Genomic DNA, 19498 nt, shown 5'->3' on the forward strand with positions numbered 1-19498 from the left:
AGGGACGGCGCTGGACCTGAGGCCTGCTCAACCCCTGTGGGAGCTGGCTTGCCGGCGATAGGGCCAGTACAACATTCAGTGGGTGTGCTTGCCACTCAATGCCGCATGGAAGTTGGCACTCTGGCGCAGGTACTGTTCGGTGTAGCTATGGGTAGTAGACGCCTTGCCGCTGCTGTCGGCATGGGCATGCGTCGGCAATACGACCGAAGCGGAAATGGCGGATGCGGCAATGACCGGGAAGAGATTGAAGTTCATCTGGGCTGACCTCGACGGCGGTGGTTTGACGTTGGCCCGTTTGGGCCTTGGGTCAAACTTACGCCGCCGAAGCCGCAGGCAAAAATTCATTGCGCCAGTATCGATTATCACGCCGATCGATATCACTCGATGAATTTCAGGTCCGACGGCGCATCCTGCTTCAGCGTCTGCACCGTCTCCAACAGCTTGCCGCTGCGCGGATCGCGGCGTATCACCACGATCTGGTTGCTCTTCTGGTTGGCCACCAGCAGGAAGTTGTCACTCGGATCGAGGGCGAACTCGCGGGGATGATCCCCCTCCACCGAACGGCGCTGCAGGAATGTCAGCTGGCCATCCTGCTTGCCCACGCTGAACACCACGATCTCGTTGGCCGTGCCTCGGTTGCTCACATACAGGAAGCGCCCGTCTGCCGACAGGTGCAAGCCACCTGCCGCTTTCGCCGCAGCTTCCTTGCTCTCGGTCAGGGGCAGGCGCTGGCGTTCGACCAGGTTGCCCTCCTGCACATCGAACATCACCACGTCGGCACTCATTTCCAGGGTCAGGTAGGCGTGCCGGCCCTTGGCGTCGAACAACAGGTGGCGCGGCCCGCTGCCCGGCGGCAGGTCCACCGACGCGGGGATCGCCGGCGTCAGCGGGTGGTCTGCGCTGGCACCGTCGTAGCGGTAGATGAACACCTTGTCGGCACCCAGGTCGCTGGCATACAGGTGGCGGCCGTCGGGTGACAGCACCAGCGAATGCACATGGGCGCCGGCCTGGCGCTCGGGGTTGACCCCGCTCGCCTTGTGCCGGGCCTGTTGCACCACCGGCTTGAGCTTGCCGTCCTTGGCCACCGGGATTACCACCAGGCTGCCGCCAGGGTCGGGCTTGACTGCGTAATTGGCCACGAACAGATAACGCTGGTCCTGGCTGAGGCTGGCGTGAGTCGGCTCGTCACCTTGGCTGGCCACCTGGTTGATGGGCTTGATCTCGCCTTTTGCACTGACGCTGAAGCTGCTGGCATGGCCGTTCGGGGTTTCATTGACCGCGAACAGCTGGCGTTGATCGGCCGACAATACCAGCCACGAAGGGCTGACACTCTTCACCACCTGCTGCGGCGCAGGGTCGATATGGCCGGTCTTTTCGTCAAACTGATAGCGGTAGATGCCCTGGCTGGCGCCATCGGTGTAACTGCCCACCAGCAAGGTAGCGGCGTGGGCGTGGAGGGTCACGCTCATCAGGCTAGCGGTCAGCAGGCTCGTCCAGATCCGATTCATCTTCGTCATCATCCGGGGCACGAAAGGCACTCATACAGACTAGTCGATGCTCGCCGTTGGCATCGTCGAGTTGCCACTCGTCACCCACGGCGATGGCAGCAGTGATCTGCTCGGGGGTGAAGGACCAGCGGCGGAGCTGGCGGCCGTCCATGCATTCGATGGTGAGGCCGGATTCATCGGAGGTGAAGTCGAAGGCGTGCAGGCCGTCGATCAGGAGCATGTCGCAGGACTGCAGGGCGGTGGCGAGGGGGGACATGGGGGTACCAATCTGAAATGAGTTGGCATTATAGCCCTGGGGCTGCTTTGCAGCCCATCGCGACACAAGGCCGCTCCTACAGGGATCGCATCAGCCTGCCGATACGCGTTCCCCTGTAGGAGCGGCCACTGCGGTCAATGAGCGAAAATGGAGCCCCCCTCCTTGCCCACCATCTTCTCAGGCTTGATCAGGAACCTTGCCAGCGCCGGCAACAGCCACAGCGCACCGAACATGTTCCACAGCAGCATGAAGGTCAGCATCAGCCCCATGTCCGCCTGGAACTTGATCGCCGAGAAAATCCAGGTGCACACGCCGATGGCCAGGCACAACCCGGTGAACAGCACCGCCTTGCCAGTCGAGCGCAGGGTCTCGTAATAAGCCTCCTGCAACGGCAACCCGGCGCGCAGGAAGCTTTCCAGCCGGCTGTAGATGTAGATGCCATAGTCCACGCCAATGCCCACACCCAGCGCCACCACCGGCAAGGTCGCCACCTTGACCCCGATGCCCATGTAGGCCATCAGCGCGTTCCCCAGCACCGAGGTCAGCACCAGCGGCAGGACGATGCACAGGGTGGCGGCGAACGAGCGGAAGGTAATCAGGCACATCACCGCCACACAGATGTACACCAGGATCAGGATGGTCAGCTCGGCCGACTTGATCACCTCGTTGGTCGCCGCTTCGATCCCGGCATTGCCCGCCGCCAGCAGGAACTGCAGGCCTTCCTTGTTGTGGCTGTCGGCAAACGCCTTGGCCACGGCAGTGACCCGCTCCAGGGTTTCGGCCTTGTGGTCGTTGAGGAACACCAGCACCGGCGCCAGCGAGCAGTCGCCGTTGTACAGGCCATCGGCGCGGGCGATGGAGTTGTTGAGGATGTCCGGGTTGCGCGACAGGGTTTCCCATTTTAGGCTGCCCTCGTTCATGCCCTTGATCACCTGCTTGGACACGGTCACGAGGGAAATTGCCGACTGCACGCCCGGGGTGTTCTGCATGGTCCACATCAGCTCGTCGATCGGCGCCATGGTCGAGTGGATCGAGCAGCTTTCCGGCGGGGTCTTGACCATGATCACCAGCACGTCGGAACTGGTCGAGTAGTTGCTGATGATGAAGTTGTTGTCCTGGTTGTAGCGCGAATCGGGGCGCAGCTCCGGCGCGCCCTGGTCGAGGTCGCCGATCTTCAGGTTCTGGCTGTACCACAGGCCACCGGCGAAGGCGACCAGCGCCAGGGCCACCGACACCGGCGCCACCTTGGCACTGGCGAAGTTCGACAGCAGGCGCCAGAACGGGTGCTCGCGGGTGGCGTCCTGCTTGCTGCGCTCGATGGCCTTCTTGCTGATGCCGACATAGGAGATGGCTACCGGCAGCAGGATGAGGTTGGTGAACACGATCACCGCCACACCGATGGAAGCACCGATGGCCAGTTCACGAATCACCCCGATGTCGATGATCAGCAGGGTGATGAAGCCCACGGCGTCGGCGAGGATGGCGATCATCCCCGGCAGGAACAGCTGGCGGAACGTGCGCCGGGCGGCGGTCAGGGCGTTGTCGGCGTCACTCGACTGCAGGGCGATACCGTTGATCTTCTGCACCCCATGGGAAATGCCGATGGCGAAGATCAGGAACGGCACCAGCATCGAGTACGGGTCCAGGCCAAAGCCCACCGCATGCATCAGGCCCAGCTGCCAGACCACCGCCACCAGGGTGGTGATGAGCACGGCGATGGTGCTGCGGATGCACCAGGTGAACCAGTACAGCAGCACCCAGGTGATGGCCAGGGCGACGCCAAAGAACATCGCCACCATCACCAGGCCGTCGATCAGGTCGCCGACCTTCTTGGCGAAGCCGACGATGTGCACCTTGACGTTGGGGTTCTGTGCCTGGAACTTGTCACGAATCTTTTCTTCCAGCTGGTGCGAGAACTGCTGGTAGTCCAGCTTCACCTGCTTGCCCGGGTCCTGCGGGTCTGGGTAGCTCTCCAGCAGCGGCACGTCAACGATGCTGGATTTGAAGTTGTTGCCCACCAGGCGCCCCACCTGGCCCGACTTGAGCACGTTGTCGCGCAGGGTGTCGAGGCTGTCCTGCGAGCCGTTATAGGTGTTGGGAATCACCTCGCCACCGGAAAAGCCTTCCTCGGTGACCTCGCTCCAGCGCACGCTGGGGCTCCACAGCGACTTCAGCCCGGCACGGTCGACGCCAGGGATGTAGAACACTTCGTCATGGATCTGCCGCAGGGTCTCCATGTAGTCCTTGTCGAAGATGTCGCCATTCACGGCCTCCACCGAAATGCGCACGGTGTTGCCGAGGTTGGCCAGGTCGTTGCGGTGCTCCATCATCTGCTCGATGAACGGGTGCTGCAGCGGGATCATCTTCTCGAAGCTGGTGGACGGGCGAATCTGCGTGGCCTGCCAGAACAGGAAGATGCTGACCAGTACGCACAGGGCGATGACCACGGGGCGATTGTTGAAGATCAGGCGTTCGAGCAGCGTGGCCTTGTCCTGGTGATGCGGGTGCATGGTGATGCTCTCCCTGCTGGTCATGGACGCACCTCCTGGTCAGCACCCTGCGGGTCAGCCAGGTGCACGCCACCCTGCCCTACCAGCAGCAGGCCGCCATCGGCCAGGCCACTGACGCCGGCCAGGGCAATGCGGTCGGCGCGGTTGTAGACACTGAAGGTCTGGCCATCATCGGTGCTGCGCAGCACGCTGCCGCCATTGCCGACCAGCACCAGGCTACCGTCCTCGACAAGCGTAGCGCCTGCCAGGCCGAATTCGAGGGTGCCACGTGCGGCCTTGAGCTCGATCGGCTGCCAGCTGTCACCAAAATCGGTGGAACGGAACAGGTTGCCGCGCAGGCCGTAGGCCAGCAGGGTGTGCGGCTGGGCAGTGCCGATCACGCCGAACAGCGAGCCCTCGTAAGGGCCCTCGACCTTGGCCCAGGTCTGGCCGTTGTCGGCGGAGCGGAACATGCCACCCTGCTCGCCGACGATGAACAGGCCCGCGTCACGCACCTGGGCGATACCGTTCAGGTGCAGCTGGTCGGGGTTGTCCAGGCGCTCGGCCACGTCCTGCCAGTGCTGGCCGCCGTCGGTGGTTTCCAGCAAGGCGCCATAGGCACCTACGGCAAAACCGTGCTGGGCGTCGAGGAAGGCGACATCGAGCAAGGGTGCTTCGCGGGACAGGTCTTCGAACTGCTTGCTCCAGGTGGCACCACCATCGCTGCTGGCGAGCACCAGCGCATCATGGCCGACGGCCCAGCCGCGCTTGTCGTCGAGGAAGAACACCGCGGTCAGCAGTTGCCGGGTGGGCACCCGCGCCTGGGTCCAGGTGCTGCCCTGGTCGTCGGAGAACAGGATATGACCGCGATCGCCCACCACCACCAGGCGCTTGCCGGCATGGGTGGCGTCGATCAGCAGGCTTTGGCTGGCCTTGGCTGATTCGGTGGAATACTCGTCGGCGGCAGCGGCTTGCACGCTGTCAGCCCACACGCCAAGCCCCAGCGCCAGTACCGCGCCGGCTGCCAATGGCCAGGCAAAGCGCCTGTTCTGTTCCCTCATGACTGTCCCCCTGTTGTGTTCTTGTGTGGTGGGTCAATGCACTGCAGGTACTGCGAAAAGCCTGATCTAGAGGCCTGCAATAGCTTGAGGGGATCGTAGCGGGGATATCTGCGGGAACACAACGGGCGGGGTGTTATGTTTTGTTGTCGGCCTTGTAAAGCCGGGGCCGCTGTGCGGCCCTTCGCGGGCACGCCCGCTCCCACAGGGATATCACAGGCCTTGAAAGCAGTGATATCCCTGTGGGAGCGGGCGTGCCCGCGAAGGGCTGCAAAGCAGCCCCCTTGGCCCTTAAGCCAGGCTCTTGCTCACAACCTCATACACATCGCTGGACAGCTCACCAGAAGCCAGAATCCGCTCCAGCTCGCCCTTCATCAGGGCCTGACGCGCATCGTCATACTTGCGCCAGCGGGTCAGCGGTGCCAGTTGCCGCGAGGCGATCTGCGGGTTCAGCGCATTCAGCTCGATCACCAGGTCCGCCAGGAAGCGGTAGCCGGAGCCATCCGCCGCATGGAAGTTGACCAGGTTCTGCCCGGCAAAGGCGCCGACCAGCGCACGTACCTTGTTCGGGTTCTTCAGGGTGAATGCCGGGTGCTGCATCAGCGCCTTGACCCGCGCCAGCCCGCCCGGCAGCGTACTGGCCGCCTGCACGCTGAACCACTGGTCCATGACCAGCGGGTTGTCCTTGAAGTGCTCGGCAAACGCCTCCAGGGCCTTGGCCCGCTCGGCCTCGAACGGCGAGTTGACCAGCACGGCCAGGGCGGTCAGGCGCTCGGTCATGTTGTCGCAGTGCTCGAACTGCTCCAGGGTCGCCTGCAGCACCTGCGGCTTGCCGCTCTGCATCAGGTACGACAGCGCGATGTTCTGCAGGCTGCGGCGGGCGAAGTGCTCGGCCGAGGCCACGTAGGCGGTGCTGCGCGACACTTCGCGGTTGGCCTGATAGCGCGCCCACAGGGCGTCGAACAGTTGCTCGGCGACCTGCTGGCGGGCGAACTCGCGGGCGGCGTGGATGGCGTCCACGTCGGCCACCTGGCTGATTTCGGTGAGGTAGGCCTCACCCGGCAGCGAGAGCATTTCGGCAACCATGGCCGGGTCCAGCGACTCGTTGCCGAGCACGGTGCCCAGGGCGCTGATCAGGCGCTGGTCGAGCTTGAGTGCTTCGCCGCGCTGATGCTGGCCGATCAGTTCCTGCAGCACCTGCACCGACAACTGCTGCCCCGCCTCCCAGCGGTTGAAGCCGTCGCTGTCGTGCTGCATCAGGAACATCAGCTGGTCGCGGTCGTAGGGGAAGCTCAGCTTGACCGGTGCACTGAAGCCACGCAGCAGCGAAGGCAGCGGCTTGGCCTGGATGCCCTGGAAGGTGAAGGTCTGCTCGGCCTCGGTCACCGATAGCACGCGGCTGGTGCCCTGCGCCGTCGCTTCGCCGGCCAGTTGCAGCGGCAGGTCGTTGCCTGCGGCATCCAGCAGGCCAAGCTCCACCGGGATCACGAACGGCAGTTTTTCGGCCTTGTCCGGGGTCTGCGGGCAGCTCTGGCGGAAGGTCAGGCTGTAGGTCTGCGCGGCCGCGTCATAGGCCTCGCTGACTTCCAGGCGTGGGGTGCCGGCCTGGTTGTACCAGCGCTTGAACTGGGTGAAGTCGACGCCGTTGGCGTCTTCCATGGCCTTGATGAAATCGTCGGTGGTCACCGCCTGGCCATCGTGGCGTTCGAAGTACAGGTCGCTGCCCTTGCGGAAGCCGTCTGCGCCCAGCAGGGTACGAACCATGCGCACCACTTCGGCGCCCTTCTCGTACACGGTCAGGGTGTAGAAGTTGGAAATCTCGATGAAGCTGTCCGGGCGCACCGGGTGAGCCATGGGGCCAGCGTCTTCGGCGAACTGGTGAGTACGCAGGTAGGCCACGTCTTCGATGCGTTTGACCGTGCGCGAGTTCATGTCGGCGCTGAACTCGGCATCGCGGAACACCGTGAAGCCTTCCTTCAGCGACAGCTGGAACCAGTCACGGCAGGTGACGCGGTTGCCCGACCAGTTGTGGAAATACTCGTGGGCGACCACGCCTTCGACGCGCTGGTGTGCGGCATCGGTGGCCGTTTCGGCACGGGCCAGCACACAGCTGGAGTTGAAGATGTTCAGGCCCTTGTTTTCCATGGCGCCCATGTTGAAGTCGTTGACCGCGACAATCATGAAGATGTCCAGGTCGTACTCACGGCCATAGACTTCTTCGTCCCAGCGCATGGACTTCTTCAGGCTGACCATGGCGTGGTCGCACTTGTCGATGTTCTCGGGCTCGACGTAGATGCGCAGGGTCACGTCACGGCCGGACTGGCGGGTGAAGCTGTCCTCGACGCACCACAGGTCACCGGCCACCAGGGCGAACAGGTAGGCCGGCTTCATGAACGGGTCTTCCCAGGTCGCCCAGTGGCGGCCGTCTTCTCCCTGGCCTTTCTCGAAGGTCCCGCTGCCGATCGGGTTGCCGTTCGACAGCAATACCGGGTAGCGATGCTGCTCGGCGATGACCGTGGTGGTGAAGGTGCTCATCACGTCCGGGCGGTCGAGGTAGTAGGTGATCTTGCGGAAGCCTTCGGCCTCGCACTGGGTGCAGAACATCTTGCCCGACTTGTACAGGCCTTCCAGTGCGGTGTTGCTCTCGGGGTGGATCTTCACGCTGGTGTCGAGGGTGAAGCGCTCGGCCTTGGGCTGCACGGTCAGGCTGTCGGCATCGAGCTGGTAGTCGCCCGGCTGCAGCTCCTGGTCATCCAGCGAGGCGCGCAGCAGTTCCAGCTGCTGGCCATCGAGCTCCAGTGGCGGCAGGCCGGCACCGCGTGCCGGGTTGCGGCGCATGACCAGTTGCGCGTGAACCAGGGTGTGGTCCTCGAACAGCTCGAAGGTCAGGTGCGTCTCGTCGATCAGGTACTCGGGCGCCTGGTAATCCTCGAGGTAGATCACTTGCGGTTGTTCGGTACGCATGTGCAGGTCCTTTTTACTGGAGCACGGCCAACTGGTAGGCCGTGTACTTGCGAATATTGATCACACCGGTGTCGAAGATCAGGTACTGGCCCTTGATGCCCAGCAGCGTGCCTTCCACTACCGGGTCCTTGTCGAGGTTGAAGCTGACGATCTTCGATGGGTAGGCCTCGACCGGGTACTTCATCTGCACCACTTCGGCGTCGGCCAGCGGCTGGATCGCCTGCAGGCCGAAGCGCCCCTGCAGCTCGCGCAGGCCATCGGCACAGGCGTCGAAGACCTGTTCACGAATGGCCACCAGGTCGAGCTCCTCGGCATCGCCCTTGAGCAGGGCGCGCCAGTTGGTGCGGTCCGGCACCTGGCTGCGCAGCAAGTCTTCGACCAGGCCGGACTGCTGGCGGGTGGCCACGCGCACGATCGGCAGGGCCTGGCTGGCACCCTGGTCGAGCCAGCGGGTGGGCAGCTGGGTGGCGCGGGTGATACCGACCTTGATCCCCGACGAGTTGGCCAGGTAGACCACATGGTCGGTCATGCAGAACTGTTCGCCCCACGACGGTTCGCGGCAGGTGCCAGCGTCGTAGTGGCACTTTTCCGGGGCCATGATGCACACATCGCACTGGGCCAGTTTGGTCATGCACGGGTAGCAGTAACCCTGGCTGAAGCTGGTCTTGGTGCGCTTGCCACAATGGCTGCAGTGAATGGCACCGAGGTATTCAAGGCGCAGGCGCTGGCCGATCAGCGGGTTGACCGGCACCTGCGTATCATCCAGGCGGAAGCTGTACTGCACCACTGGCGCCTGCAGGCTTACCGCCATCTTGCTCAACGAGCCACGAGCGAGTTCGATCAATGTACCGAGTCCGACTTGAACAGAATGTTGGCGATCGGCGCGGACTTCGAGGCGCATTCCTGCGGGCCCATGTAGCCAGTACGCTGGTCTTCGGGCAGGTTTTTCATCTCCCAGGCGATTACCGCCTGCAGCGACAGCTCTTTCTGCTCGGCAGTGAGCTTGCGGCCATCCGACCATTTGCCGATTTCCACGGCCAGTTTCAGGCTCTCGTAGATTTCCGGGGTGATGTTTTCAATCATTTGCGCGAAAGTGGACATAGTGTCTCCTGATTCAAGCCGACAGTTTACGCCGGGCCAGCGCCCCACCCAAGAGCCCGGTCAGGCATCCGATGAGCAGCCCGCCGACGTGGGCGGCGTTGGCGATCTGGCCAAGGCCCAGGGTGTCGATCACGCCGCTCAGGCACACCACCAGCCAGATGAGCATCATCACCAGCACGCCCTTGGGCAGGTTGAAGTAACGGTCGGGTGCCAGCCACTGGTACAGCCAGATGTGCCCGAGCAGGCCGTACAGCACGCCGGAAAGGCCGCCGAACAGGCTCGGCCCGCTGCTGTAGTGCTGGGCCAGGTTGGACACCAGGCTGAACAGCAGGGTCAGGCCCAGCAGCGGCCACGGGCCCTGGCGCAATTCGATGCGTTTGCCCAGTTCCCAGTACCACAGGCTGTTCATGGCCAGGTGCAGCACGCCGAAATGCAGCAGCATGGGCGATACCAGGCGCCACCACTGGCCTTCGTCCAGGCTTTGCGCCAGCGGGCTGAAGTACAGGTAGTCGCCCTGGACGCGGAAATCGAGGAAGGTGAACCAGCTGATGGTGGTGAAGTTGTCGCCCAGGCCGGTGAGGCCGGCAACGATGAAGCACAGCAGCAGGGTCAGGGTGGTGATCTTGCAGGCGCGGGCCTGTTCCGCCAGGGAGGGCCCTTTCGCGGGCTCGCCCGCTCCCACAGGATCGGTGGTGGCTGGCAGGTCGGCGTTGCCGTCGGGGTAGCGCTGGTAGAGTTCGCGGACGTCTGCGGCCAGGGTGTCGGGGGCCCAGAGCACCTGGGCATCGCCCTCCTCGCTGACCCGGTGCGGCACCTGCAGGCGCTGCAGCAGGTGAACGAAGCCGCTGAGGTCGACCGACAGCGGCAGGCGCATCACTTCGATAATGTTCATTGGTTGGCCTGTGGGCGGTCGACATCGACCCAGACGAACTTGTGCGGGTCGATGCGGGTTTCATCATCCAGCCGGTAGGCTGCCAGCTTGCCATAGAGCACGGCGCTGTAGTCCAGGCAGGCCAGGTTGGCGCGGATCGGCGCCGGGCGACCGCTGCGCCAGTAATGGCCGACGAACAGCATGGGCTCGTCTTCGGCATAGCGCAGCAAGGCGTTCTTCTGGCTGTGACTGAGCGGGGTGCTGGCCACTTCCGCGGGCAGGGCGTCTGGCTGGAACACGATGTCGCCGTAGGTTTGCGGGTCTTCTTCCCAGAACTTGGTACGGAAGAAGGCACGGGTCAGGCCGTCGCCACCGGTGAGGGTCAGGCCGTCCGGCAGGCGCATGTCGGTACCGCGCAGCAGGCGGTTGCACACGGTGGCGGCAAAGCTGCCGCTCACCGCCGAGGCCTGGATGAAGTGCTCGTCGATACGCCCGTCGGGGTACTGCTGACGCAGCGGCTCGATCAGCCGCGGGTCCCAGCAGGCATGCACCAGGCGGAAGCGCCCGGCGTCGACGAACAGCGGCAATTCGTAGAACCAGTTGACGAAGTCGTGCCAGTCAGCGGGGTGGTGGGCAAACTGGGTCAGGGTTTCGTCGATCAACCGGGCGTGGCGCGGCGTATGCTCGCGCACGAAGGCCTTGCCGCTGCCAGGCAGTGCCGGGGTAACCCAGCCCAGCGCGTTGTATTCGTGGTTGCCCATGATGCAGAACGCCTGGCCGGCCTCGACCATGTCGTGGACGATGTGCAGCGCCTCGCGAATGCGTGGCCCGCGGTCGACGATGTCGCCAAGGAACAGCGCCTGGCGCCGCGGGTGGCGCCACACGCCTGCCACACGCTTGTAACCGAGGGCGTCGAGCAGGCGTTCAAGGGTCAGCGCACAACCGTGCACATCACCGATGATGTCGAAACTACGCGCCGGATCGAGCATCAGTCGTCCCTGCTTCCCAGGCGGCTGCCCCAGCCGAGCTTGGTGCGGCAGACCTCGTAGTAATTGTGGTCCAGCGGGTGGATCAGGCGCAGCTTCTGCGGTTTCTTGCTCACCGTGATGGTGTCGCCGGGGGCACAGGTGAAGTGGTTCTGGCCGTCACAGGATACTTGCGGGTAGATCTGCAGGTCCTTGGACACCACGATCTTCAGCTCGCTGTTGCCGTCGACCACGATCGGCCGGCCCGACAGAGTGTGCGGGTACATCGGCACGATGACGATGGCGTCGAGCTTGGGGTGCATGATCGGGCCGCCAGCCGACAGCGCGTAGGCGGTGGAGCCGGTGGGGGTGGCGACGATCAGGCCGTCGGCCTTCTGGCTGCAGACGAACTGGCCATCGATGTAGATCTCGAACTCGATCATGCGCGTGGACTTGCCCGGGTGCAGCACCACGTCGTTCAGCGCATCACCTTGGCCGATGGCTTCGTTGTGGCGGCGTACCTCGGCCTGCAGCAGGAAGCGGTTTTCCACCAGGTAGTGGCCGTCGAGCACTTCGGCGACCTTCTCTTCCAGCTCGTCGGGGCGGATGTCGGTAAGGAAGCCCAGGTTGCCACGGTTGATGCCCAGCACCGGAATGTTGTGCCGGGCCAGGGCGCGGGCGGCACCCAGCAGGCTGCCGTCGCCGCCGACCACGATGACCAGGTCACAGACCTCGCCCAGCAGCTTGCGGGTAGAGGTTTGCAGGCCATGGCCGGGCAGCACTTCGGCGATGGTGTCCTCGAGGATCACGTGCAGGTGGCGCTCGAGGAGGAATTTTTTCAGTCGGCGAATGGTGTCGAGCACCTGCGAGCTGCCAAGGCGGCCGATGATACCGATATTGCGAAATTGCTCCATGGGGCTCCTGCGAGGCTCTGCGGCGGGTGACTATGCCGCGATTATGGGCGAAACCACCGGGTAGCGGCAAACCGGCTATGCTCGCAGGATGATGCCATTCGCCCTGCTCCACGACCTGCCCCGGCAGCTACGCCGCCCCAACGTGCGCGACCTGGCCTGGGCCCTGCTGTCGCCCCCGTTGCTCAGCGCCCCGCCCTGCCCCCAGCGCCACCCGCTGGCGGGTAGCCTGTGGGCGGACCAGCCACAGCGCCTGGCAGACTGGCTGCGGGCGCTGGATGACGATGACCGCCCGCTGCGCGACTGGCTGGCGCAACTGGGCAGCCGGCGCCTGGGGCACTACTACGAACGGCTGTGGCAATTCGCCCTGAGCCAGGCCCCGGGCATCGAACTGCTGGCGGCCAATCTGGCGATTCGCGAAGGCGGGCGCACCCTGGGTGAGCTGGATGTGGTGCTGCGCGACCGCGACGGTGTGCACCACCTGGAACTGGCCATCAAGCTGTACCTGGGCCCGGAGCACGCCGGGCACGACCCCGCCGCCTGGCTGGGACCGGGCTGCCATGACCGACTGGGAAGCAAACTGGCGCACCTGGCACGGCACCAGTTGCCCATGTCGGCGGGGGCGCACAGCCGCGAGGTGCTGGCCCGGCTGGGGGTGGAGCAGGTGCAGGCGCATGTGTGGCTGGGTGGCTATCTGTTCTACCCGTGGCCTGGGCATGCGCAGCCACCACAGGGCGCCAACCCGCAGCACTTGCGCGGGCGCTGGCTGCGGCGGCGGGACTGGGTCATGGGCGAAGGTGAGCGATGGCAGCCGCTGCAAAGGCATGCCTGGCTGGCGCCGGCGCGGGTCGAGGCGCATGAGTGCTGGGCGGTGGAGCAGTTTGCGGCGTGGCTGCACGTGCTGGAGCGGCAGGCTCCGGCGCAGTTGCTGGTGAGGTTGGAACAAGAGGCTGACGGGGCCTGGCAGGAGGCCGAGCGGGTGTTTCTGGTGGCTGACAGTTGGCCATTTACACCCGAGGCATGATGCCAGCTGTACCGGCCCTTTCGCGGGCTTGCCCGCTCCCACAGGGACTGCACAGCATTCAGAACCTGTGCAGTACCTGTGGGAGCGGGCAAGCCCGCGAAGAGGCCGGTGCAGACAACACAATTTTCACAGACCTGGCGCAAAGATTTGTTCCCCCGTAGCCATTACAGTACTTCCTGAGCGCCGGCAAGAGCGCCATTCCGACCTGATGACGAGGACCGATCATGGTTTCATCCACCCCCGCGACCCATTACGCGCGCCTGTCCATCGCCCTGCACTGGCTGATGCTGGTGCTGCTGGCCGCTGTCTATGCCCTTATCGAACTGCGTGGCCTGTTCCCCAAGGACAGCGTCGAACGCAACCTGATGAAGGACCTGCACTTCATGCTCGGGCTCAGCGTGTTCGTACTGGTCTGGTTGCGCCTGGCCATCCGCCTGAGCCGCCCGACTCCACCCATCGTGCCCAAACCTGCGGCCTGGCAGACCGGCCTCGCGCACCTGATGCACCTGGCGTTGTACCTGCTGATGATCATCCTGCCGCTGGCCGGCTGGCTGATCCTCAGCGCCGCCGACAAACCAGTGCCGTTCTTCGGCCTGGAGCTGCCGCACCTGATCGGCCCGAACCCGGACCAGGCCAAGTTCATCAAAGGCTGGCATGAGCGCATCGGCAGCTGGGGCTACTGGCTGATCGGCCTGCACGCTCTGGCCGGGCTGTATCACCACTATGTGCAGCGCGACAACACGCTGCTGCGCATGCTGCCCTACAAGTAACCGCGCCGGCCCTGCAGGCCGCCGGTGTGCACGACGATCAGGCGGGTGCCGGGCGCGAACAGCCCGGCCTCGACCTGCTCACGCAGGGCCAGCAGGGCCTTGCCGGTGTAGAGAGCTTCGAGCGGCACGCCGGTGTGCCGCTCGCAATCGGCGATGAACGCCAGCAGCTCCGCGTCGAATTTGCCGAAACCGCCACGGCAGGCGTCGTGCAGCTGGTAGCCATGCGCGCCGGCCAGTGTCGCTACCGCCTCCGGCACACCATGGTCCCTGGGTACCGCCAATGCACCATGCACCACATGTGCGCCCGCCTCGGCCATTACCAGGCCGGCCAGGGTAGTCCCCGTTCCGGCAGCCAGCCACCAGGCGTCGTAGCCCGACCAGCCCAGTGCCGCGATTTGCGCGCGCGCCTGCTGCATGATCAGCACGCAGCCCTGTGCACCGGCCAGCCCGCCGCCCCCTTCGGGGATGCAGTGCCAACCCGGGTAGCGTGACTGCCAGGGTTCCCAGAAACCCGCTTGGTTTCGTGCGCGATAGCCGCCATAGCCCAGCCAGTGCAGTTCCATGCCCAGCGCCTGCAGGTCTCGCACAGTTGGCGTGTCCTGGGCGTGGCCACGCAGCAGGCCGGCGGTGGCGAAGCCGAAGCGCTTGCCGGCAGCGGCCAGGGCGTGCAGGTGGTTGGAATGGTTGCCGCCGAGGCTGATCAGGCCCGGGGCGTTGCTGGCGCTGGCCTGTTGCAGGTGATGGCGTAGCTTGAACCATTTGTTGCCACTGATCAGCGGGTCGATCAGGTCCAGGCGCAGGATGGCGGCTTCTACCTGGGCTTGTTGGAGCCAGGGCAGGATCAGGGGCTGGAGGGGGGCTTGGGGGAGGTCAAATTGCATCGCGCGAGTTTACCAGTGATATCCCGGGGCTGCCTTGCAGCCCTTCGCGGGCTTGCCCGCTCCCACAGTCAGGAGTGCGTTATCCCTGTAAGAGCGGGCAAGCCCGCGAAGGGCCGCAAAGCGGCCCCGGCGATCTCAGAGCTCAGCCGCCAATCTCGAACCCTGGTTGATCGCCCGCTTGGCATCCAGCTCGGCCGCCACATCGGCCCCACCTATCAGGTGCACCGACTGCCCCGCCGCCACCAGCCCGTCCTGCAGCTCGCGCAGCGGCTCCTGCCCGGCACAGATCACCACGTTGTCCACCGCCAGCACCTGTGGCTCGCTTTCGGCCACGCGAATATGCAGGCCGGCATCGTCGATACCCAGGTACTCGACGCTGTTGAGCATCTGCACCCGCTTGTTCTTCAACCCGGTACGGTGAATCCAGCCGGTGGTCTTGCCCAGGCCGTCACCCACCTTGGATTTCTTGCGCTGCAACAGGTACACCTGCCGCGCCGGGGCATGCGGCTCGGCCTTGATCCCGGCCACGCCACCGCGTGCCTGCAGATGGGTATCGATGCCCCACTCCCTCCAGAACGCCTCACGGTCCTGGCTGGTAGCCACGCCCTGGTGCACCAGGTACTCGGAAACGTCGAAACCGATGCCGCCCGCACCAATCACCGCGACAGTCTTGCCCACCGGCTTGCGCTCGAGCAGCACGTCCAGGTAGCTGAGCACCTTGGCATGCTCGACACCGGGGATGGCCGGCGTGCGCGGGGCGATGCCGGTGGCCAGGATGATCTCGTCGTAGCCACCGTCCACCAGAGCCTGCACATCGACCCGGGTGTTCAGGCGCAGGTCCACGCCCGTGCTTTTGACCTTGTTGCGGAAGTAACGCAGGGTTTCATGGAACTCTTCCTTTCCCGGCACCCGCTTGGCCACATTGAACTGCCCGCCGATCTCGCTGGCGCCATCGAACAGGGTTACCGCGTGGCCGCGCTCGGCCGCCACCGTGGCTGCCGCCAGGCCGGCCGGGCCAGCGCCGACCACGGCAATGCGCTTCACGGTGCGCACGGGCAGGTAGTTGAGCTCGGTCTCGTGGCAGGCACGCGGGTTGACCAGGCAACTGGTCAGCTTGCCGCCGAAGGTATGGTCCAGGCAGGCCTGGTTGCAGCCGATGCAGGTATTGATCTCGTCGCCGCGGCCGGCAGCGGCCTTGTTGACGAAGTCCGGGTCGGCCAGGAACGGCCGTGCCATCGAGACCATGTCGGCATCGCCCTCGGCCAGCACCGCCTCGGCCACCTCCGGAGTATTGATGCGGTTGGTGGTGATCAGCGGAATGTTCACCACGCCACGAAGCTTGGCGGTGACCTTGCTGAATGCCGCACGCGGCACCTTGGTGGCAATGGTCGGGATACGCGCTTCGTGCCAACCGATGCCAGTATTGATCAAGGTCGCGCCAGCCTGCTCGATGGCCTTGGCCAGCAGCTCGATTTCGTCCCAGGTGCTGCCGCCCTCGATGAGGTCGAGCATCGACAGGCGGAAGATGATGATGAAGTTCGGCCCGACCGCGCCGCGCACCCGGCTGACGATCTCCACCGCCAGGCGCATGCGGTTTTCATAGCTGCCACCCCAGCGATCGGTGCGGTGGTTGGTGTGGGCGGCGAGGAACTGGTTGATGAAGTAGCCTTCCGAACCCATGATCTCGACGCCGTCGTAACCGGCGCGCTGGGCCAGCACCGCGCAATTGACGAAGTCGGCGATCTGCTTCTCGATACCTGCCTCGTCCAGTTCCTTGGGCTTGAACGGGTTGATCGGCGCCTGGATCGCGCTGGGCGCCACCTGGCGCGGGCTGTAGGCGTAGCGCCCGGCATGCAGGATCTGCAGGCAGATCTTGCCGCCGGCAGCGTGTACCGCCTCGGTGACGATGCGGTGCTTGTCGGCCTCTTCCTCGGTGCTGAGCTTGGCCGCCCCGGAATACACCCCACCCTCATCGTTGGGCGCGATGCCGCCGGTGACCATCAGGCCGACGCCACCGCGGGCGCGCTCGGCAAAGTACGCCGCCATGCGCTCGAAGCCGCCCGGGCGCTCTTCGAGGCCGGTGTGCATCGAGCCCATCAGGGTGCGGTTGCGCAAGGTGGTGAAGCCCAGGTCCAGCGGGGCGAGCAGGTGCGGGTAGCGGTCGGCGGCCATGGAAAGGTCCCCAGGTGGCGTGATCACGGAATGCGGGTGCCGCGCTGTCTGGCGGGCCCCGTCGTTTGTCTGCCTGCGACATTAAACAGCCGTTTGAACGGGCTCAATGATCGAAACTGACAAGTTATTGATCCTCGCGCACAGCACGACTACCCTAGGAAACTCTCGTTTCCAAGGCGCTGTCCTGCTTCATGCGAAAACTCCTGGCAAGCGCCCTGGCGCTGGTGATGATCGCCGCCCTCTGCGGCTACGGTTTCTGGACCCAGCAGCGCCCGGAAGGCCACTACCTGTCCGACCTGCGCATCGAACTGGCACTGAACCACGGTGTGCCGGGCGAGCACGGCAACCTGCTCGGCGTCGAACCGCTGCTCTACCCGGGCGACTACCAGAACCTGCAACGCCTGCACCGCAAGCTCGCGGCCTACCTGGAGCAGGCACGTAGCCAAGGGCTTGTCGGCCCGCGTACGGTGGTGGTGCTACCAGAGCACATCGGTACCTGGCTGTGGGCACGCGGCGAAAAGAACGAGCTGTACCAGGTCACGCAAAGCCGCGAAGCCCTGCAATGGCTGGAACTGAGCAACCCGCTGCGCTATGGCCTGGCCATGCTCCGTGCCGACGGGGACGACTGGCGCGCCGACGCGCACCTGCGCATGAAAGCCGAGCAGATGGCTGCGGACTACCAGCAACTGTTCGGCGGCCTGGCCAAGGAATTCAACGTCACCCTGGTGGCCGGCTCCATCGTGCTGCCCGCCCCCTACGTGAAACAGGGTGTGCTGCATGCCGGCAGCGGCCCGCTGTTCAACAGCAGCGTGGTGTTCGCCGGTGACGGCTCGCTGCTGGGCCAACCGCAACGCCAGCAGTTCCCCGACAGCGAAATGCGCCGCTATGTGCACGATGGCCGCCAGCACCCGCTGCAGGTATTGCAAACCCCTGCCGGGCGCCTGGGCGTGCTGGTGGGCAGTGACAGCTGGTACCCGGAAAACCACCAGCAACTGGCACGACAGGCGGTACAACTGATCGCCAACCCGGTATTCCTCAGCGGCAAGGGCAGCTGGCAAGCGCCCTGGCGCGGTAATCGCCACCAGGATGCCAGCGCCGGGCTGGCCTTGCAGCGCGGCGAAGTCAGCGAACAGGCGGCCTGGCAGCGCCTGACCGAAGCAGCCGGGGCCGGCGTCAGCAGCATGAGCGTGTTCATGCGTGGGCAGTTCTGGGAACAGGGCAGCGACGGCCAGGGCTTTGCCCACCAGGCGGGTGAATTGCTGGCGGGCACCCCCAGCCCTGGCGCCCGCTTGCTGAACCTGTGGTTGTAAGCCCATGGCCCGCCCCCGCGTGCGCCTGGGCGACCTGTCGGTTGGTTTTGTCCAGCCGCTGACCGAGGCCCTGCGCGAACTGGGCCACGACCCCGAGCCGCTGCTGCGCCGCTATGGCCTGGATGCGGCGCGCCTGAGCGAAGCCGGTGCGCGCTTGTCGATCCCGCGCTACATGCACCTGGGGCACGCCGCCATCGAACTGTGCGGCGAGGCCGCGCTGGGCCTGCACATGGGGCGCCTGAGCCGCCTGGCGCATGCCGGCCTGGCCGGGGTCACCGCGGCCCAGGCACCGAACCTGGGCGAGGCGGCACGCACCCTGTTGCGCTTCGAGCCGCTGTACGCCGCCAACTACCGCGGCCACTCCAGTTTTCAGGAAGATGCCCAGGGCGCCTGGCTACGTTTCTACTCCATCAGCCCCTACAACGCCTACAACCGTTTCGTGGTCGATTCGCTACTCGCCGGCTGGCTCGCCCAGCTTGCCGACCTGGCCGGTACGGCGGTGCAGGCCGAACATATGGACATCGAGTTTGCCGCACCCGCCTATGCAGCGCGCTACCAGCCGCTGTGCAGCGCGCCCGTGCAGTTCGCGGCCGACGGCAACCAGCTGCGCCTGAGCCGCGCCACGCTGCAGCTGGCCAACCCCAGGCACTGCCCGAGCACCTGGCAGCACCTGCTGCAGCTGTGCGAGGCGGAAATGCTGCAGCGTACGCGGGTGCGCAGCCTGGGTGAGCGCATCACCCACCTGCTGGGCCCGTTGCTCAATGGTGGCCGTGAACCGGACCTGGAAGAAGTGGCGCTGCACCTGCAACTGCCGACCTGGACCTTGCGCCGCAAACTGGCCGAGGAAGGCACGCGCTTTCGCGACCTGCTCAGTGAAACACGGCGCGACCTGGCCGAAACCTACATCCGCGATACGGAGCTGGCCTTTGGCGAGATTGCCTATCTGCTGGGGTTTGCGTCGGCCGAGGCCTTCCAGCGCGCCTTCAAGCGCTGGACGGGCCTTACACCGGGGGAGTTTCGCCGCAGCCAGCGGCGGGCGGGCTAGAGCTCGGTAGCGTCGTCGGCCGGTTCCGGGGTGTCCAGTTCATAAGCCTGGAATTCGAGAAGTTCTTCCTGGTATTCGTCCATAGCCCTGCGTCCTCTCATCTCATGATCTTTATCGGTGTCGCCTTCAACCTAAGCAGGTGGCGTGAAGGAATGATGACAAGCTTATGAGTG

Annotated in this window: 17 protein-coding genes; 4 read left to right on the top strand and 13 right to left on the bottom strand. The window is 65.1% G+C overall.

Translation table 11 applies throughout. From position 1 onward, the window contains the following. Window positions 1-75: 75 nt before the first annotated feature. The 11 genes from CAG44_RS23065 to CAG44_RS23120 form a co-directional block, all read right to left on the bottom strand. Entirely contained in the window at window positions 76-255 is a 180-nt protein-coding gene (locus CAG44_RS23065; RefSeq protein ID WP_085589245.1) for a hypothetical protein, read from the bottom strand. 122 nt (window positions 256-377) lie between these two features. Further along, window positions 378-1508 (bottom strand): lactonase family protein, encoded by a 1131-nt coding sequence (locus CAG44_RS23070; RefSeq protein ID WP_025338262.1) that lies wholly within the window; start codon window positions 1506-1508, stop codon window positions 378-380. Next, on the bottom strand, window positions 1474-1764 hold the full coding sequence (locus CAG44_RS23075) for a DUF5629 family protein (protein ID WP_025338261.1): 291 nt from the start codon (window positions 1762-1764) through the stop codon (window positions 1474-1476). The genes CAG44_RS23070 and CAG44_RS23075 overlap by 35 nt, the downstream gene beginning before the upstream one ends. Before the next feature lie 134 nt (window positions 1765-1898). Beyond that, window positions 1899-4274 carry an RND family transporter gene (locus tag CAG44_RS23080; protein ID WP_085693075.1) on the bottom strand — a complete coding sequence of 792 codons (2376 nt, stop codon included), beginning with the start codon at window positions 4272-4274 and terminating at the stop codon, window positions 1899-1901. 20 nt (window positions 4275-4294) lie between these two features. Next, window positions 4295-5314 (bottom strand): YCF48-related protein, encoded by a 1020-nt coding sequence (locus tag CAG44_RS23085; protein WP_085693066.1) that lies wholly within the window; start codon window positions 5312-5314, stop codon window positions 4295-4297. Between the two features lie 288 nt (window positions 5315-5602). After that, window positions 5603-8275: an aminopeptidase N gene (gene pepN, locus CAG44_RS23095; protein ID WP_085693068.1), complete on the bottom strand. Its 2673-nt coding sequence runs from the start codon at window positions 8273-8275 to the stop codon at window positions 5603-5605. A gap of 13 nt (window positions 8276-8288) precedes the next feature. Then, window positions 8289-9119, bottom strand: coding sequence for a DUF2797 domain-containing protein (locus CAG44_RS23100; protein ID WP_075044170.1), 831 nt, complete (start codon window positions 9117-9119; stop codon window positions 8289-8291). Then, window positions 9116-9376: a YeaC family protein gene (locus CAG44_RS23105; RefSeq protein ID WP_003260154.1), complete on the bottom strand. Its 261-nt coding sequence runs from the start codon at window positions 9374-9376 to the stop codon at window positions 9116-9118. Before CAG44_RS23105 ends, CAG44_RS23100 begins: the two co-directional genes overlap by 4 nt. 13 nt (window positions 9377-9389) lie before the next feature. Next, complete coding sequence (locus tag CAG44_RS23110) at window positions 9390-10268, bottom strand: rhomboid family intramembrane serine protease (protein ID WP_085693069.1); 879 nt, start codon at window positions 10266-10268, stop codon at window positions 9390-9392. Continuing rightward, the gene (locus CAG44_RS23115) at window positions 10265-11236 is read right to left on the bottom strand and encodes a metallophosphoesterase (RefSeq protein ID WP_075044167.1); all 972 of its coding nucleotides are present in this window, start codon (window positions 11234-11236) and stop codon (window positions 10265-10267) included. The genes CAG44_RS23110 and CAG44_RS23115 overlap by 4 nt, the downstream gene beginning before the upstream one ends. Further along, a complete protein-coding gene (locus CAG44_RS23120; RefSeq protein WP_025338255.1) occupies window positions 11236-12126 on the bottom strand; it encodes an NAD(+) kinase in 891 nt (296 codons plus the stop codon). Before CAG44_RS23120 ends, CAG44_RS23115 begins: the two co-directional genes overlap by 1 nt. Window positions 12127-12214: 88 nt before the next feature. On the opposite strand from CAG44_RS23120, the gene CAG44_RS23125 reads away from it, so the two are divergent. Beyond that, window positions 12215-13147: a DUF1853 family protein gene (locus tag CAG44_RS23125; RefSeq protein ID WP_085693070.1), complete on the top strand. Its 933-nt coding sequence runs from the start codon at window positions 12215-12217 to the stop codon at window positions 13145-13147. 224 nt (window positions 13148-13371) lie between these two features. Continuing rightward, the gene (locus CAG44_RS23135) at window positions 13372-13917 is read left to right on the top strand and encodes a cytochrome b (protein WP_003260150.1); all 546 of its coding nucleotides are present in this window, start codon (window positions 13372-13374) and stop codon (window positions 13915-13917) included. Here the strand turns inward: CAG44_RS23135 and CAG44_RS23140 are convergent. Together CAG44_RS23140 and CAG44_RS23145 are read right to left on the bottom strand one after the other, a co-directional pair. Then, complete coding sequence (locus tag CAG44_RS23140) at window positions 13908-14798, bottom strand: 1-aminocyclopropane-1-carboxylate deaminase/D-cysteine desulfhydrase (RefSeq protein ID WP_085693071.1); 891 nt, start codon at window positions 14796-14798, stop codon at window positions 13908-13910. The two genes, CAG44_RS23135 and CAG44_RS23140, sit on opposite strands and share 10 nt — an antisense overlap. 135 nt (window positions 14799-14933) lie before the next feature. After that, window positions 14934-16970 carry an NADPH-dependent 2,4-dienoyl-CoA reductase gene (locus tag CAG44_RS23145; protein ID WP_085693072.1) on the bottom strand — a complete coding sequence of 679 codons (2037 nt, stop codon included), beginning with the start codon at window positions 16968-16970 and terminating at the stop codon, window positions 14934-14936. Window positions 16971-17161: 191 nt separating this feature from the next. Here CAG44_RS23145 and CAG44_RS23150 point away from each other — a divergent pair, with 191 nt between their 5' ends. Beyond that, window positions 17162-18280: a nitrilase-related carbon-nitrogen hydrolase gene (locus tag CAG44_RS23150; RefSeq protein WP_025338250.1), complete on the top strand. Its 1119-nt coding sequence runs from the start codon at window positions 17162-17164 to the stop codon at window positions 18278-18280. A gap of 4 nt (window positions 18281-18284) precedes the next feature. Then, entirely contained in the window at window positions 18285-19325 is a 1041-nt protein-coding gene (locus tag CAG44_RS23155) for an AraC family transcriptional regulator (protein WP_085589229.1), read from the top strand. Window positions 19326-19498 lie beyond the last annotated feature (173 nt).

It is taken from the genome of Pseudomonas sp. B13(2017) (assembly GCF_002113245.1).
GTDB lineage: Bacteria > Pseudomonadota > Gammaproteobacteria > Pseudomonadales > Pseudomonadaceae > Aquipseudomonas > Aquipseudomonas putida_Z.